The organism is Actinomadura sediminis, assembly GCF_042675525.1.
Lineage (GTDB): Bacteria > Actinomycetota > Actinomycetes > Streptosporangiales > Streptosporangiaceae > Spirillospora > Spirillospora sediminis.
The window spans coordinates 65097-78116 of sequence record NZ_JBHTJA010000015.1 but is presented as its reverse complement, the minus strand read 5'-3'; the positions used below and the strand labels follow the sequence as shown (position 1 = coordinate 78116).

Annotated in this window: 16 protein-coding genes and 1 tRNA gene; 5 read left to right on the top strand and 12 right to left on the bottom strand. The window is 73.3% G+C overall.

The features are described 5' to 3' along the window. Nucleotides 1-92: 92 nt before the first annotated feature. Entirely contained in the window at nucleotides 93-560 is a 468-nt protein-coding gene (bcp, locus tag ACFQ11_RS11220; RefSeq protein WP_378297984.1) for a thioredoxin-dependent thiol peroxidase, read from the top strand. Nucleotides 561-591: 31 nt separating this feature from the next. On the opposite strand, the gene ACFQ11_RS11215 is transcribed toward bcp, so the two are convergent. The 3 genes from ACFQ11_RS11215 to ACFQ11_RS11205 all read right to left on the bottom strand — a co-directional run bounded on the left by ACFQ11_RS11215 (nucleotide 592) and on the right by ACFQ11_RS11205 (nucleotide 2997). After that, nucleotides 592-1191: a DUF998 domain-containing protein gene (locus ACFQ11_RS11215; protein ID WP_378297982.1), complete on the bottom strand. Its 600-nt coding sequence runs from the start codon at nucleotides 1189-1191 to the stop codon at nucleotides 592-594. Nucleotides 1192-1336: 145 nt separating this feature from the next. After that, nucleotides 1337-1421 (bottom strand) — tRNA-Leu (locus ACFQ11_RS11210). Nucleotides 1422-1467: 46 nt separating this feature from the next. Continuing rightward, a complete protein-coding gene (locus ACFQ11_RS11205; RefSeq protein ID WP_378297980.1) occupies nucleotides 1468-2997 on the bottom strand; it encodes an MFS transporter in 1530 nt (509 codons plus the stop codon). Nucleotides 2998-3056: 59 nt separating this feature from the next. Between ACFQ11_RS11205 and ACFQ11_RS11200 the strand changes: the two genes are divergently transcribed. The 4 genes from ACFQ11_RS11200 to ACFQ11_RS11185 all read left to right on the top strand — a co-directional run bounded on the left by ACFQ11_RS11200 (nucleotide 3057) and on the right by ACFQ11_RS11185 (nucleotide 6692). After that, complete coding sequence (locus ACFQ11_RS11200; RefSeq protein WP_378297978.1) at nucleotides 3057-3662, top strand: TetR/AcrR family transcriptional regulator; 606 nt, start codon at nucleotides 3057-3059, stop codon at nucleotides 3660-3662. Nucleotides 3663-3775: 113 nt separating this feature from the next. Beyond that, nucleotides 3776-4765, top strand: coding sequence for an anti-sigma factor RsbA family regulatory protein (locus tag ACFQ11_RS11195; protein ID WP_378297977.1), 990 nt, complete (start codon nucleotides 3776-3778; stop codon nucleotides 4763-4765). A gap of 110 nt (nucleotides 4766-4875) precedes the next feature. Beyond that, complete coding sequence (locus tag ACFQ11_RS11190; protein WP_378297975.1) at nucleotides 4876-5769, top strand: MEDS domain-containing protein; 894 nt, start codon at nucleotides 4876-4878, stop codon at nucleotides 5767-5769. Continuing rightward, nucleotides 5769-6692, top strand: a complete 924-nt coding sequence (locus ACFQ11_RS11185) for an anti-sigma factor RsbA family regulatory protein (protein WP_378297974.1) — start codon at nucleotides 5769-5771, stop codon at nucleotides 6690-6692. Before ACFQ11_RS11190 ends, ACFQ11_RS11185 begins: the two co-directional genes overlap by 1 nt. A gap of 124 nt (nucleotides 6693-6816) precedes the next feature. Here ACFQ11_RS11185 and rdgB read toward each other — a convergent pair whose 3' ends face one another. From rdgB to ACFQ11_RS11140, 9 genes are all read right to left on the bottom strand, one after another. Next, nucleotides 6817-7437 (bottom strand): RdgB/HAM1 family non-canonical purine NTP pyrophosphatase, encoded by a 621-nt coding sequence (gene rdgB, locus ACFQ11_RS11180; RefSeq protein ID WP_378297972.1) that lies wholly within the window; start codon nucleotides 7435-7437, stop codon nucleotides 6817-6819. Continuing rightward, entirely contained in the window at nucleotides 7434-8153 is a 720-nt protein-coding gene (gene rph, locus ACFQ11_RS11175) for a ribonuclease PH (protein WP_378297970.1), read from the bottom strand. The genes rdgB and rph overlap by 4 nt, the downstream gene beginning before the upstream one ends. Before the next feature lie 143 nt (nucleotides 8154-8296). Continuing rightward, a complete protein-coding gene (locus ACFQ11_RS11170) occupies nucleotides 8297-9043 on the bottom strand; it encodes an MBL fold metallo-hydrolase (protein ID WP_378297968.1) in 747 nt (248 codons plus the stop codon). Nucleotides 9044-9082: 39 nt separating this feature from the next. After that, nucleotides 9083-9982, bottom strand: coding sequence for a glutamate racemase (gene murI / locus ACFQ11_RS11165; protein ID WP_378297967.1), 900 nt, complete (start codon nucleotides 9980-9982; stop codon nucleotides 9083-9085). 139 nt (nucleotides 9983-10121) lie between these two features. Then, on the bottom strand, nucleotides 10122-10982 hold the full coding sequence (locus ACFQ11_RS11160) for a thioesterase family protein (protein ID WP_378297965.1): 861 nt from the start codon (nucleotides 10980-10982) through the stop codon (nucleotides 10122-10124). Between the two features lie 70 nt (nucleotides 10983-11052). Beyond that, nucleotides 11053-12000, bottom strand: coding sequence for a PLP-dependent cysteine synthase family protein (locus ACFQ11_RS11155; protein WP_378297963.1), 948 nt, complete (start codon nucleotides 11998-12000; stop codon nucleotides 11053-11055). Between the two features lie 32 nt (nucleotides 12001-12032). Then, on the bottom strand, nucleotides 12033-12305 hold the full coding sequence (locus ACFQ11_RS11150) for a MoaD/ThiS family protein (RefSeq protein WP_378297961.1): 273 nt from the start codon (nucleotides 12303-12305) through the stop codon (nucleotides 12033-12035). An 85-nt stretch (nucleotides 12306-12390) separates the two neighbouring features. Beyond that, complete coding sequence (locus ACFQ11_RS11145; protein WP_267898570.1) at nucleotides 12391-12519, bottom strand: hypothetical protein; 129 nt, start codon at nucleotides 12517-12519, stop codon at nucleotides 12391-12393. Between the two features lie 45 nt (nucleotides 12520-12564). Next, entirely contained in the window at nucleotides 12565-12996 is a 432-nt protein-coding gene (locus tag ACFQ11_RS11140; protein ID WP_378297959.1) for a M67 family metallopeptidase, read from the bottom strand. Nucleotides 12997-13020: the final 24 nt, after the last annotated feature.

Genomic DNA, 13020 nt, shown 5'->3' with positions numbered 1-13020 from the left:
TGATCCGAACAGTCTTGCAGGTCTCGCCCGCGAACGCCCGACACACCCACCCGGTACGGTTGGAGGCATTTCCCGAGCGAAAGGCGGAACACGTGTCCGAGCGGCTGCAGCCGGGGGACCTCGCCCCCGATTTCGAGCTCCCCGACGCCGACGAGAACCCGGTGTCGCTGGCGTCGCTGCGCGGCAAGCGCGTGATCCTGTACTTCTACCCGGCCGCGATGACGCCGGGCTGCACCAAGGAGTCCGTCGACTTCCAGAGCAGTCTCGTGGAACTGGAGCCCGCGGGCGTCGCGGTCGTCGGCGTCTCCCCCGACAAGCCCGCCAAGCTGGCGAAGTTCCGGGAGAAGGAGGGCCTGACCTTCCCGCTGCTCTCCGACCCGGAGAACGAGGTGCTGAAGGCCTACGGCGCCTACGGGGAGAAGAAGCTGTACGGCAAGACCGTCGTCGGGGTGATCCGCTCGACGTTCGTGATCGACCCCGAAGGCGTGATCGAGAAGGCGTACTACAACGTGAAGGCCACCGGCCACGTGGAGCGCCTCCGCCGCGACCTCTCGGTCTGACCCGCTCCGCCCCCGCAGACGGGGCGCCCGGCTAGGCGGCCGCGTGCCCGAACAGCAGTCCCAGCCAGAGCCAGCCGACGATGATGGTCGCGCGCTGCACGAGGCCCGCGTACCGGGAATCGTTCTCCCACGCCTGCCCGAACGCCGCGAATCCGGCGGCGAAGAGCGCGGCCGTCACGCCCGAGTACCACTTCCAGGCGGCGTCGGGCACGGCGAACGCCGCGATGACGGCCGCGACCGGCAGTGAGCCGAACACCACCGCCCCCGCCCGGTCGTGCAGCCGGTGGCGCGCGGACGTGTCCTCCGGCGTCCCGTCCGGGGCTCCCGGGGGATAGCCGCGCATGGCGTCCATGGGGAAGATCCCCGACGCCACGAGCGACGCGCCGAACACCGCGATGGCGCCCGCGAGGGCGGCGCTGTCCAGCGCGTCCGCGACGGCGACCGCGCCCGCCGTGACCAGGACGCCGCACAGCACGAAGTTCGCGGTCTGCAGCCATCCGCGCGGGCCCAGGGCCAGCGCGCTGACGGGGTGCCGCACCGGCCGGTAGCCCGGGCGCGTCCAGCCGTCCAGCAGGAACGTCACGACGAACCCCCACGCGCCCGCCGCGCCCGCCCACAGCAGTGCGGTCACGGGCGACTCCCCGGCCCAGAACGTCCGATCTGTCCACCGTCCATACGGATGGACTCTAGGCCGCCGGGCCGGCGGAGGAGGAGGGCGACGGGCCCGCCGAGATCCTGGCCCCTTCGTCACGGCCGGGGACGAGAAGGGTTCCGGGTGCGGGCGGGGGGATTCGAACCCCCACGGTGTCTCCACCAACAGGACCTAAACCTGCCGCGTATACCAGGTTTCGCCACACCCGCGCGCGCCCCCGCGAGGGGGGCGCGTTCAGCTTAGCGGCTCGGACGATCACACCGGCATCGAGTTCTCCTCCGTCCGCGGCGCACCGGGCCCGGGGGCCGCGGGGGCGGGGCGTCCGCGGAGCATGGCCGCGACCAGGACGGCCGTGACCGCGAGGGCGATCGCGGAGTAGAGGAACGCGGTGCCGATGCCGGTCGCGAAGGCGTCGCGGGCCTGCTCGGCGACGCGGGGGCCGAGCTGCGCGGCGACCGCCGGGGACGACTCGGCCTGCTCGGCGACGCGGGCGGGCACCCCGGCGAGGTCGAGGTCGGCGCGGTAGGCGGACTGCAGGACGCTGCCGAGGACGGCGATGCCGAGCGCGCCGCCGAGCTCGCGGGCGAGGTCGTTCACGGCCGAGCCGACGCCCTGCTTGGCGGCGGGGAGGGCGTCGGTGATCGCGGCGGTCGCGGGGGTCATCGCGAGGCCCATCCCGGCGCCGAGCGGGACGAGGCCGGTGAGCAGCAGCCAGTACGAGCTGCCGGCGTCGAGGAACGAGAACACGGCCATCGCGAGGGCCACCAGGAGCAGGCCCGCGGTGACGACGCGGCGGTGGCCCAGCCGGGCGGCGAGGCGGGGCGCGATCACCCGGGCCGACGGCATCAGCACCACGGCCAGCGGGAGCAGGCTGGCCGCCGCGAGCAGCGGGCCGTCGCCCTTCACGATCTGCAGGTACTGCAGGACGATGAACACGAAGCCGAAGAACGCGAAGAACTGCACGGTGATCGAGAGGGTCGCGGCGGAGAAGGCGGGGATGCGGAACAGGCGGGGGTCGAGGAGCGGGTTCGGGCGGCGCAGCTCCCAGCCGACGAACGCGGCGAGCAGCACGATCGAGAGCGCGAGGCCGCCGAGGGTGTGCGGGCTCGTCCAGCCCTCCATCGGCGCCTCGATGATCGAGTAGACGCCGGCGCCGAGGCCCGCGACGCTGATCAGCGCGCCGGTGAGGTCCAGGCGCGGGGCGTCCGGTTCGGCGGACTCGGGGACGACGGCGAGGGTCGCGGCGAGCGCGACGGCCGCGAGCACGACGTTCATCCAGAACACCGACCGCCACGACCAGACCTCGAGGAGGCTGCCGGACACGAGCAGCCCGAAGATCGCGCTCGCCCCGGCGACGCCCGCCCAGGCTCCGACGGCGCGGGCCCGCTCGCGGGCCGGGAACGTCGAGGTGATCGTCGAGAGGGTGGCGGGCATGACCAGTGCGGCGCCGATGCCGAGGACGCCGCGCATCGCGACCAGCCAGGCGGGGTCGTCGGCGAACGCGGCGGCCGCGGAGCCCGCGCCGAAGATCAGCAGTCCGGCGGCGAGGACGCGGCGCCGCCCGTAGCGGTCCCCGATGGCGCCGCCGAGCAGCAGCAGCGCCGCGAAGACGAGCGCGTAGGCGTCGATGATCCAGGCCAGCTCGGTCTGCGTGGCGCGCAGGTCGCGGGCCAGGGACGGCAGCGCGGTGTTGAGCGACGCGACCGCCGACACGACGGTGGCCAGGGACAGCATCACGGCGGGCAGCACGGCCTTGTGGACGCCCGGGGGTTCTTCGGCGGTCATCACGGTCTCCTTGGTTGCGATGGCTCGAAGGTCGCGCACCGCGGAGCTATATTTCAACCATGATGAATAAATCGCGGGGGCGGCGGCGCGGCTCCCCCGACACCCGGGAGGAGATCCTCGCGGTGGCGCGCCGCCGGTTCCTCGCCGACGGCTACGCGCGGGTGACGATGCGCTCCATCGCCGCCGAGGCGGGCGTGGACGCCGCGCTGATCAGCTACTTCTTCGGCTCGAAGAAGGGCCTGTTCGGCGCGGTGCTCGGGCTGCTGGCGAACCCGCCCGAGGTGCTGGCGGGCGCGCTGCCCGGCGACCCCGCCGGCCTGCCCGAACGGATCCTGCGCGCCCAGCTCGCCGCCTGGGACGACCCCGTCGGCGGCCCCCGGCTCGCGCTGATGGTGCGCGCGGCCCTCCAGGAACCGGACCTGTCCCGGCTGCTCAGGGACGTCGTGTGGCACGAAATGATCGAGCGCGTCGCCGCGACGGTCGGCGGCCCCGACGCGTCCGGGCGCGCCGCCGCGTTCGGCACCCAGCTCGCCGGGGTGGTGTTCGCCCGCTACCTCCTCGCCATCGAGCCGATCGCCTCGATGCCGGCCGATGAATTCGTGGCCCGGCAGGTACCGGCGATGCGCGCCGCCCTGTTCCCGCCGCGGCGCCGTCCGGGGTTTTGAAAAGGGGGCCTGCGCGGACGGGCCGGGCGGCCTACTCTTGAGGGTGTCCGTGCGCTGAGCCGCCGCATGCGCGCGGACGGTGACGCCGTGATCGACAACTCGCTGGGGGCGCCGTGAGCGCGACCTTCACTCATCGCGTACTGCCGTACGACGGGGTGAACGAGTTCCTCGCGGGCGCCGTCCCGTTCCTCGGCGAGGGGCTGTCGGCGGGCGACCGCGTCCAGGTCGTCTGCGGGCTCGGCCTCGAGGTGCTGCTGCGCGACGCCCTCGGCGCGGACGCCGCGGGCGTCGAGTTCACCGACGCGGCCCGCTGGTACGCGCACCCCTCGCGGACCCTCGCCGACTGCCTCAGCGACGCCGAGGCCCTCGACGGCGAGGGGCGGCGGCTGCGGCTGCTCGGCGAGCCCGTGTGGGCGCGCCGGCGGCCGCTGGAGGTCCTCGAATGGCAGCGGGTCGAGGCGATCCTCAACATCGCGTTCCGCGAGACCGGAGCCGCGATCATGTGCCCCTACGCCGCGACGCTGCCGCCCGGCGTCGTCGCGGCGGGCCGCCGGACGCACCCCGAGACCGTCCGGGGATCGCGCGCCGTGCCCAACCCCGGATTCGTCGACCCGGGCTCGTTCAGCGCGCAGTGCGACCGCGACCCGCTGCCGCCGCCGCCCGGCCACGCGGACGAACTGAAAATCGACCGTCCGGACCTGTACTGGCTGCGCGCCTACGTCGCCGAGTACGCCCGCCGCACCCCGCTGCCCGACGAGGACCTGCAACGGCTGCTGGTCGCCGTCACAGAGATCGTCACGAACGCGGAGCGGCACGGCGAGCCGCCCATCATGCTGCGGATGTGGACGGACGCCGCCGAGGACGCGCGCGGCGACCCGGCGTTCGTGTGCGAGGTGTCCGACGCGGGCCGCTGGCCCCCGGACGCCGGGTTCGGGCTCGTCCCGCCGCGCCGGTCCGAGGCGGGCACCTGCGGGCGGTTCGGGCTGTGGGCCGTGCGGCTGCTGTGCTCGCTCGTCCAGATCCGGACGGGTCCGGCGGGGACCGTGGTGCGGTTGCGCCTGGCCCTGCCCGGTCCCCTTCCCGGAACCGGCGACGGAGGGTGATGGAGTCCGTGCAACCGGCTTCCAAAACGCAATGGACGGCGTACTCTGGACGCATCCACGACGACCTCGATGGGCAGGCCATGGAGACACCCTGGTTCGCCAAGCGACCCGTGAGCGATATCCGGCCGGGCGATCACGGCTGGCTGGCCTACACCGGCTTCGAGGAGCGCGACCGGGTCATCGGCCCGTTCGTGCGCGAGGGGCTGGCGACGAACGAGAAGGTCGTGTACGTCACCGACGCGCCCGCCGACCGGCTGCCCGGCCTCGGCGACGGCGCCGGCGTCGACGTGGCGGCCGTCCAGCGGTCCTGCCAGCTGCGGGTGATCTCGCGGCGGGACGCGTGCCTCAACCGCGGCGGCGGGTTCGAAGCGGCGAGGATGCTCGACACGATCGCCGGCGAGGTCGAGTCGGCGTTCGGGCAGGGCTTCCGCGCCGTCCGCCTCACCACCGACTACAGCTGGCTGCTGAACGATCCCGGCGTCGCCGACCTGCCGGGCGTCCTCGGCTGCGAGCACCGGGTGGGCGACGCCGTCTCGCCCAGCACCATGGCGATGGCGGTGTGCCAGATCGACCGGCACGCCTGCCCGCCCGACCAGCTCGCCGCGCTCCGCGACACCCACGAGGTCCTCGTGGAGGTCGATCCCGAGTACGAGGACAACGTCCTGCGGATCGTCCGCACCTTCGAACCGGACGGCCTGCGCGTCGAAGGGGAACTGGACGCCGCGCGGCACACGGCGTTCGCCGAGAAGCTGGCGAAGGTCAGCGTCCGGCCGGACGGCCGGCGCCGGGGCGTCCACCTGGACCTGTCCCGGCTCCGCTTCATCGACCTGCGCGGCCTGCACCTGCTGGTGCGGCACGCCGTGGCGCTCGACGGCGACGACGCGCTGGTCCTGGACGGGCTGCAGCCCGAAGTCGAGAACGTGATCGAGATGGTCGGCTGGCACCGGCTGCCCGGGCTGGCACGCGGCCGCGACCGGATGCCCGAGACGGAGGACCTCGCCTGATGACGCTGGAACACAGGACGTTCGTGTACGCGGGCACCGACGACTACCTCGAGGTCACCGTCCCGTTCCTGGAGGCGGGGCTGGAGGCCGGTCAGACGGTCGTCGCCGTGGCGCGCGAACCCCATCTGACGGCGCTGCGCGACACGCTCGCCGAGCACGGCGACGCGATCACCTTCCGCGACTCCGCCGCGTTCTACCGGCACCCGGTCCACACCCTGCGCGACTACCAGCAGATCGTGAAGGACAGCGCGCCGCGCAGCGTGTGCGCCCTGGCCGAACCGGTCTGGGACGGCTGGGACGAGCTCCAGACCCGCGAGTGGATCCGCTACGAATCGCTGATCAACGTCGTGTTCGGCGGCTCCGGGGCGCGCGCGCTGTGCCCCTACGACGGGGCGTCCCTGCCCGACGAGGTCGTCCGGCAGGCGCAGCGCACGCACCCGATCGTCCTGCGCGACGGGCGTTCCCGGGTCAACGACGAGTACGTGCGGCCCGAGGTGTTCGGCGCCGAGTGCGACCGGGCCCGCGGCTTCGAGCGTCCCGCCGACGCCGACCAGATGGTCATCGACGGCGCCGACCTGCACGCGCTGCGCGCGTTCGTCGAGCACCGCGCCGCCGTGCACGGCCTCGGCCGCACCGGCACGCTGAACCTCATCACCGCGGTGAACGAGCTCGCCGCGAACGCCCTCCAGCACGGCACGCCGCCCGCGGGCCTGAGCGTGTGGTCCGACGGCGACGACCTCGTCTGCGAGGTCGGCGACCACGGCTGCTGGCGGCCCGCGCCCAGCCCCCTGACCGGGTTCATCCCGCCCGACACCGCGCTGCAGCCGGGCTTCGGCCTGTGGACCGTCCGGCTGCTGGTCGACCTGATGGAGCTGCGCACCGGTTGGGACGGAACGTTCGTGCGGATCCGCGTCCGCCGCTGAGACGGCGCCCGCACGGAACCCTGCGGAGCGGAGGGCGGCGGCTCGCCGGCCGCCCCCGCCGAGGGCCCCGGGGCGACCTCGGGACGACCCGCCGAGGCGGAGCACGCGGCTGTGCGGGCTCCGGTCAGGTCAGGCCGGCGGCGGCCAGGGCGTCGGGGAGGATGCCGGCGAGGGCGCGGAACGCGCGGCCGCGGTGGCTGATCGCGTCCTTCTCCTCCGGCGACAGCTCCGCCGTCGTGCGGGTCTCGCCCTCCGGGACGAACACCGGGTCGTACCCGAACCCGCCGGTGCCGCGCGGGGCGCGCGCGACCGTCCCGCGCATCCGGCCCTCCACGCAGTGCTCGACGCCGCCGGGCAGGACGAGCGCCGCCGCGCACACGAACGCCGCGCCGCGCCGCCCGTCCGGGGCGTCGGCGAGCTGGTCGAGGACCAGGTGCAGGTTCGCGGCGTCCTTGTCGCCGGACGCGTCGCCGAACCGGCCCGACCAGCGGGCCGACAGGACGCCGGGCATGCCGTTCAGTTCGTCCACGCACAGGCCGGAGTCGTCGGCGACGGCGGGCAGGCCCGTGTGCGCGCAGATCGCGCGGGCCTTCAGCAGCGCGTTGCCCTCGAACGTCGGCTCGGTCTCGGGGACGTCCGGCGCGTCCGGGAACTCGGCGAGGCCCGCGACGTCGATGCCGTCCAGGATGCGGCGCAGCTCGACGATCTTGCCCTGGTTGCGGGTGGCTAGCACGATGCGGGTCATCGGCCGAGCGCCTCCCGCTGCAGCCGGGTCAGCTCGGCGCAGCCGCCCGCCGCGAGGTCGAGCAGCGCGTCCAGTTCGGCGCGGTCGAACGGGGCGCCCTCGGCGGTGCCCTGCACCTCGACGAACCTTCCGTCGCCGGTGCAGACGACGTTCATGTCCGTCTCGGCGGCCGAGTCCTCCTCGTAGCAGAGGTCGAGCCGCGCCTCGCCGTGCACGACGCCGACGCTGACCGCCGCGATGGAGGTGGTGAACGGGTCGCGCTTGACGAGGCCGCGCTCGCGCATCCAGCTCACCGCGTCGGCCAGCGCGACGTACGCGCCGGTGATCGCGGCGGTGCGGGTGCCGCCGTCGGCCTGCAGGACGTCGCAGTCGAGCCGCACGGTGTTCTCGCCGAGCGCCTTGTAGTCGATGCAGGCCCGGATGGACCGGCCGATCAGCCGGGAGATCTCGTGGGTGCGGCCGCCGATCTTGCCCTTGACGGCCTCGCGGTCGTTGCGGGTGTTGGTGGCGCGGGGCAGCATCGCGTACTCGGCGGTGACCCAGCCGAGGCCGCTGTCGCGCCGCCACCGGGGCACCGAGTCCTCGACGGACGCGGCGCACAGCACCCGGGTGCCGCCGAACTCGACCAGCACCGAGCCCTCCGCGTGATCGAGCCAGCCGCGCTGGAAGCGGACGGGGCGGAGGCTGTCGGGTGCGCGATCATCGGGGCGAGACATGCGCACCACCCTAACGCCGACCCGGCACCGCACGGTCACGTGTCGTAGTCACGGAACGGGTCTCCTCGATCACACCGGGACGTCCGGCCGGCGCCGGACGAGCGGCGCCGGGCGACCGGGGCCGGTGCCGCGGCGCGGGCGGCTCACAGCTCGTAGCGGGTGCCGACCTGCGCCAGCTCGATCTCGCCGCCGTAGCCGCCCGACTTGGCCTCCTTGAGCGACACGTCGGCGTCGTTCCACGGCACCAGGTGCGTGAGGACGAGCCGTCCCACCTCGGCGCGCGCGGCGTGCTCGGCGGCCTCGCGGGCGGTCAGGTGCAGCTCGGACGGCAGCGACGGGCCCTCCAGGAACGACGCCTCGCACAGGAACAGGTCGGCGTCCCTGGCCAGGTCGACGAGCGTGTCGGACGGCCCGGTGTCGCCCGAGTAGGCGAGCGCCTTGCCGCCGTGCTCGATGCGGAACGCGTACGCCTCGACGGGGTGCGGCATGAGCGCCGTCGTCACCCGGAAGGGGCCGATCTCGAACGTGCGCCGCAGCGTCCGGAAGTCGAACGTCTCGGACATCCCGGGGTCGGGGTCGAGGTCGTAGGCGCGGGCCATCCGGGCGGCCGTCCCCTCCGGCCCGTGCACGGGGATGCGCGGCGGCGGGCCGCTCGGCCGGTACGTCCGCGCGACCCAGTACCCGCACAGGTCGAGGCAGTGGTCGGCGTGCAGGTGCGAGATGCACACGGCGTCGATCTCGTACAGGGAGTGGAAGCGCTGCAGCGAGCCGAGCGCACCGTTGCCGAGGTCGAGGATCATGGCGAAGCCCTCGGCCTCGACGAGATAGCTGGACGCGGGACTGTCCGGCCCAGGGTAACTGCCGGAGCAGCCGATCACAGTGACCCGCACGCTCACTCCTCCTTCTGCGTCCCCCGAGGAATCAGGTGGTCATCCGGTCAGGGCACGGCCGAGGTCGCTCTCGACCGTCCCGATCTCCGGTCCGAGGAACCGGCGCCCGAGCTCGGCGAACACCTCGGGGTCGCCGGTCACCCGGAAGCGGTGCCGCGGCGGGGGCGTCCCCTCGGCGCGGGCCAGTCCCCGGTCGTGGAGCACTCGGTACACGTCCTTGGCGGTCTCGTCGGCGCTTGAGACCAGTGTGACCCCGTCCCCGACGACATACGAGATGACGCCGGCAAGAAGGGGGTAATGCGTGCAGCCGAGGATGAGGGTGTCACATCCGGCGTCCACGACGGGTTTCAGGTACTCGCGCGCCGCGTCCAGCAGTTCGTCCCCGGCCGTCACTCCCGCCTCGACGAACTCGACGAAGCGGGGGCAGGCGGCGCTGACGAGCTCGATGTGCGGGGCGGCCGCGAACGCGTCCTCGTAGGCGCGGCTCTGCACGGTGGCGCGCGTCGCGATCAGCCCGACGCGCCCGTTGCCGGTGGCGCGGGCGGCGCGGCGGGTCGCCGGATTGATCACCTCGACGACCGGGACGTCGTAGCGTTCGCGGGCGTCGCGCAGCATCGCCGAGCTGGCGCTGTTGCACGCGATCACCAGCATCTTCACGCCCTCGTCGACGAGGCTGTCGAGCATCTCCAGCGCGAACGCGCGGACCTCGGCGATCGGCCGCGGCCCGTACGGCTGGCGCGCCGAGTCGCCCAGGTAGACGATCGGCTCGTTGGGGAGCTGGTCGAGGATCGCGCGGGCCACGGTGAGACCGCCGAACCCGCTGTCGAAGACCCCGATCGGGGCGTCCAGCGGAAACTCCCCGAGCGGGTCCGCGGGCGCCTCCGCCGGGAGGAGCGAGGGGTCGTCCCCGCTCGGCGAACCGGCATCTGACATGGTCATCAAGGCTAGGCGACGGACGGACCCACAGGTGCGTCATGCGTTGGACATCACACCGCCACCCGGCGGAAAACACACCTGCCCATGGGGCCGGGTCCGATCTCGTGGAATTCTCGGGCGAAACGCCGGGGAAATCCCTGGGCTACCTGAAGCCGCCCTTGGGGACGCGCGCGAGCTGCCGGCTCTGCGCGACCAGCCGGCCCGCCGAGTCCCACACCTCGACCTCCTCGTCGAACCAGCCGCCGGTCAGCAGCCGTCCGGAGCCGTGCAGGGCCAGCCAGCCGGGCGCGGGGACGGCGCGCATGTGCCAGGTCAGCTCGACGGTCGGGGCCCAGCCGTTCGCGCCGAGGTTGAGCGAGACGGGCGGCAGCGCGTCGACGGCGAGCGCGAGGACGTACGGGTCGGGCTCGTGCCCGTCGGGCAGCCGGAACCAGGCGCGGACCTCGGGACGGCCGCTGGGGTTGCCGTCGAGCCAGCCCATGGTGGTGCGGTCGAAGCGCATGTCGACGTGGTCGGCGAAGCCGTTCTCGTCGCCGGGCGGGCGGGCGCCGGTGCAGTCCTCGAGGGGCGGGACCGGCACGGCGGGCGGCTCGCCGACCCAGTCGGGGTCGGTGCCGGGCTCCAGGGTGCCGGTGGTGACGAGCGCGTCCACGATGCGCTTGCCGTCCTGGACGAGGCTGACCAGGGACGTCGCCGCGGTGCGGCCCTCCTTGCGCGGCTCGACGACGATCTCCGCGGGGGCGCCCGCGTTCGCGACGCGCAGGAAGTTCGTCGCGGTCGAGACGGGGTGCGCGTGCGGGGAGGCGTCCACGGCGGCGCGGCCGAGCAGCGCCATCAGGTAGCCGCCGTTGGGCGCCGCGCCGATGCAGTAGCCGGGGTGGACGTCGACCGCGTAGCGGCCCTCCTCGATCCGCCGCACCGCGGTGGCGTCCGCGAACACGCTCATCTGCACTCCCTGCTCCACCGCGCGGCGGGCGTCCGCCCGGCCGGATTCTAGAACCACGTTCGGAACCGAACCCTACCGGCTGCCGGGCGAACCCGCCCATATGAGTAGCATCACGCCACTGACGCGGCTAGGCCCAGAGCTGGCCCTCCAGGGCCGCCTCGGCCTCCTCCAGCGTGCCGCCGTACGCGCCCGTCGACAGGTACTTCCACCCGCCGTCGGCCACGATGAACACGATGTCGGCCCGCTCCCCGGCCTTGACGGCCTTGCGCGCCATCCCGATCGCGGCGTGCAGCGCCCCGCCCGTCGAGATGCCCGCGAAGATGCCCTCCTGCTCCAGCAGCTCGCGGGTGCGGCGCAGCGCGTCCGCCGACCCCACCGAGAACCGCGTCGTCAGCACCGAGTCGTCGTACAGCTCGGGGATGAACCCCTCGTCGATGTTGCGCAGCCCGTACACCAGCTCCCCGTACCGGGGCTCCGCCGCGACGATCTTCACGCCGGGCACCTGCTCGCGCAGGTAGCGGCCGACGCCCATCAACGTCCCGGTGGTGCCGAGGCCCGCGACGAAGTGCGTCACGGTCGGCAGGTCGGCGAGGATCTCCGGCCCGGTCGTCGCGTAGTGCGCGAGCGCGTTCGCCTCGTTGCCGTACTGGTAGAGCATCACCCAGTCCGGGTGTTCCTCGGCCAGGCCCTTCGCGACGCGGACGGCCTCGTTCGACCCGCCCGCCGCGGGCGATGGGATGATCTCCGCGCCCCACATCTCCAGCAGCTGCCGCCGCTCCGCCGAGGTGTTCTCCGGCATCACGCACACCATCCGGTAGCCGCGCAGCTTCGCGACCATGGCGAGCGAGATGCCGGTGTTGCCCGACGTCGGCTCCAGGATCGTGCAGCCCGGCGTCAGCCGCCCGTCCTTCTCCGCCTTGTCGATCATGTAGAAGGCGGGCCGGTCCTTCACCGAGCCGGTCGGGTTGCGGTCCTCGAGCTTCGCCCAGAGCCGGACGTCCTCGCTCGGCGACAGGCGCGGCAGCCCGACCAGCGGCGTGCCGCCGAGCGAGTCCAGCAGCGACTCGAAACGCATGTCGTTCGTCGTCTCCGTAGTCGTCCGGCCGGTCAGCCGCCGGCGACGGCCGGGAGGATGGTGACGCTGTCGCCGTCGGCGACCTCGGTGTCCAGGCCGCCGAGGAAGCGCACGTCCTCGTCGTTGAGGTAGACGTTCACGAACTTGCGCAGGCCCTTGTCGTCCACCAGGCGGGCGCGCAGCCCCTCGTGCCGCGAGTCCAGGTCGGTGAACAGTTCGTCCAGCGTGCCGCCCTTGCCCTCCACGGACTTGGCGCCGTCGGTGAGATTGCGCAGGATCGTCGGGATCCGGACCTCGATCGCCATCGCGATGATCTCCTTTTGGTCGTACGGGGGCTCCCCGCCCAAGCCGTTGCAACAGGGCGGGGAACGCGGGAATTCCAGGCGAGGATCAGCGCGTCGGCGAACAGTCGTAGACGACCTCGGCGCGCGAGTGCCCGAACAGGAAGCTCTGCACGGGGGGCACCACGGCGGGCGGGACGCGGCGCCGTGCGCCCGTCCTGCTCCCGCTCGTCCACATAACGCCCACTTTACCTGCCCCGGCCATCGCTCTCCGTAGCGCCCGTCACACCTGCTCGGCGTCCGGGTAGGAGTCGACGATCACGACTTCCTCCTCGGTCACCTCGCCGTCCAGGATCCGGTACGAGCGGAACTCCACGTCGTCCTCCTCGCGGGTGGACACCAGGACGTAGTGCGCGTTCGGCTCCTGCGCGTACGAGATGTCGGTGCGCGACGGGTACGCCTCCGTGGCCGTGTGCGAGTGGTAGATCACCACCGGCTCCTCGTCGCGGTCGTCCATCTCCCGCCACACCTTCAGCTGCTCCTGGGAGTCGAACCGGTAGAACGTCGGCGAGCGCTCGGCATTGACCATCTGGACGAACCGGACGGGACGGTCGGACCCGGCCGGGCCGGCGATGACCCCGCAAGCCTCGTCGGGGTGGTCGGCGCGCGCGTGCGCGACGATCCTGTCGACCAGGGAACGCTCGATCGTCAGCATGCCCCGAAGGCTACCCCGCGGCCC

Excerpts from the sequence above, each read along its gene's own strand:
- ACFQ11_RS11205 (WP_378297980.1), bottom strand. The coding sequence starts at position 2,997 with ATGACCGCCGAAGAACCCCCGGGCGTCCACAAGGCCGTGCTGCCCGCC.
- ACFQ11_RS11200 (WP_378297978.1), top strand. The coding sequence starts at position 3,057 with ATGATGAATAAATCGCGGGGGCGGCGGCGCGGCTCCCCCGACACCCGG.
- ACFQ11_RS11185 (WP_378297974.1), top strand. The coding sequence starts at position 5,769 with ATGACGCTGGAACACAGGACGTTCGTGTACGCGGGCACCGACGACTAC.
- rdgB (WP_378297972.1), bottom strand. The coding sequence starts at position 7,437 with ATGACCCGCATCGTGCTAGCCACCCGCAACCAGGGCAAGATCGTCGAG.
- rph (WP_378297970.1), bottom strand. The coding sequence starts at position 8,153 with ATGTCTCGCCCCGATGATCGCGCACCCGACAGCCTCCGCCCCGTCCGC.
- murI (WP_378297967.1), bottom strand. The coding sequence starts at position 9,982 with ATGACCATGTCAGATGCCGGTTCGCCGAGCGGGGACGACCCCTCGCTC.
- ACFQ11_RS11155 (WP_378297963.1), bottom strand. The coding sequence starts at position 12,000 with ATGCGTTTCGAGTCGCTGCTGGACTCGCTCGGCGGCACGCCGCTGGTC.
- ACFQ11_RS11150 (WP_378297961.1), bottom strand. The coding sequence starts at position 12,305 with ATGGCGATCGAGGTCCGGATCCCGACGATCCTGCGCAATCTCACCGAC.
- ACFQ11_RS11145 (WP_267898570.1), bottom strand. The coding sequence starts at position 12,519 with ATGTGGACGAGCGGGAGCAGGACGGGCGCACGGCGCCGCGTCCCGCCC.
- ACFQ11_RS11140 (WP_378297959.1), bottom strand. The coding sequence starts at position 12,996 with ATGCTGACGATCGAGCGTTCCCTGGTCGACAGGATCGTCGCGCACGCG.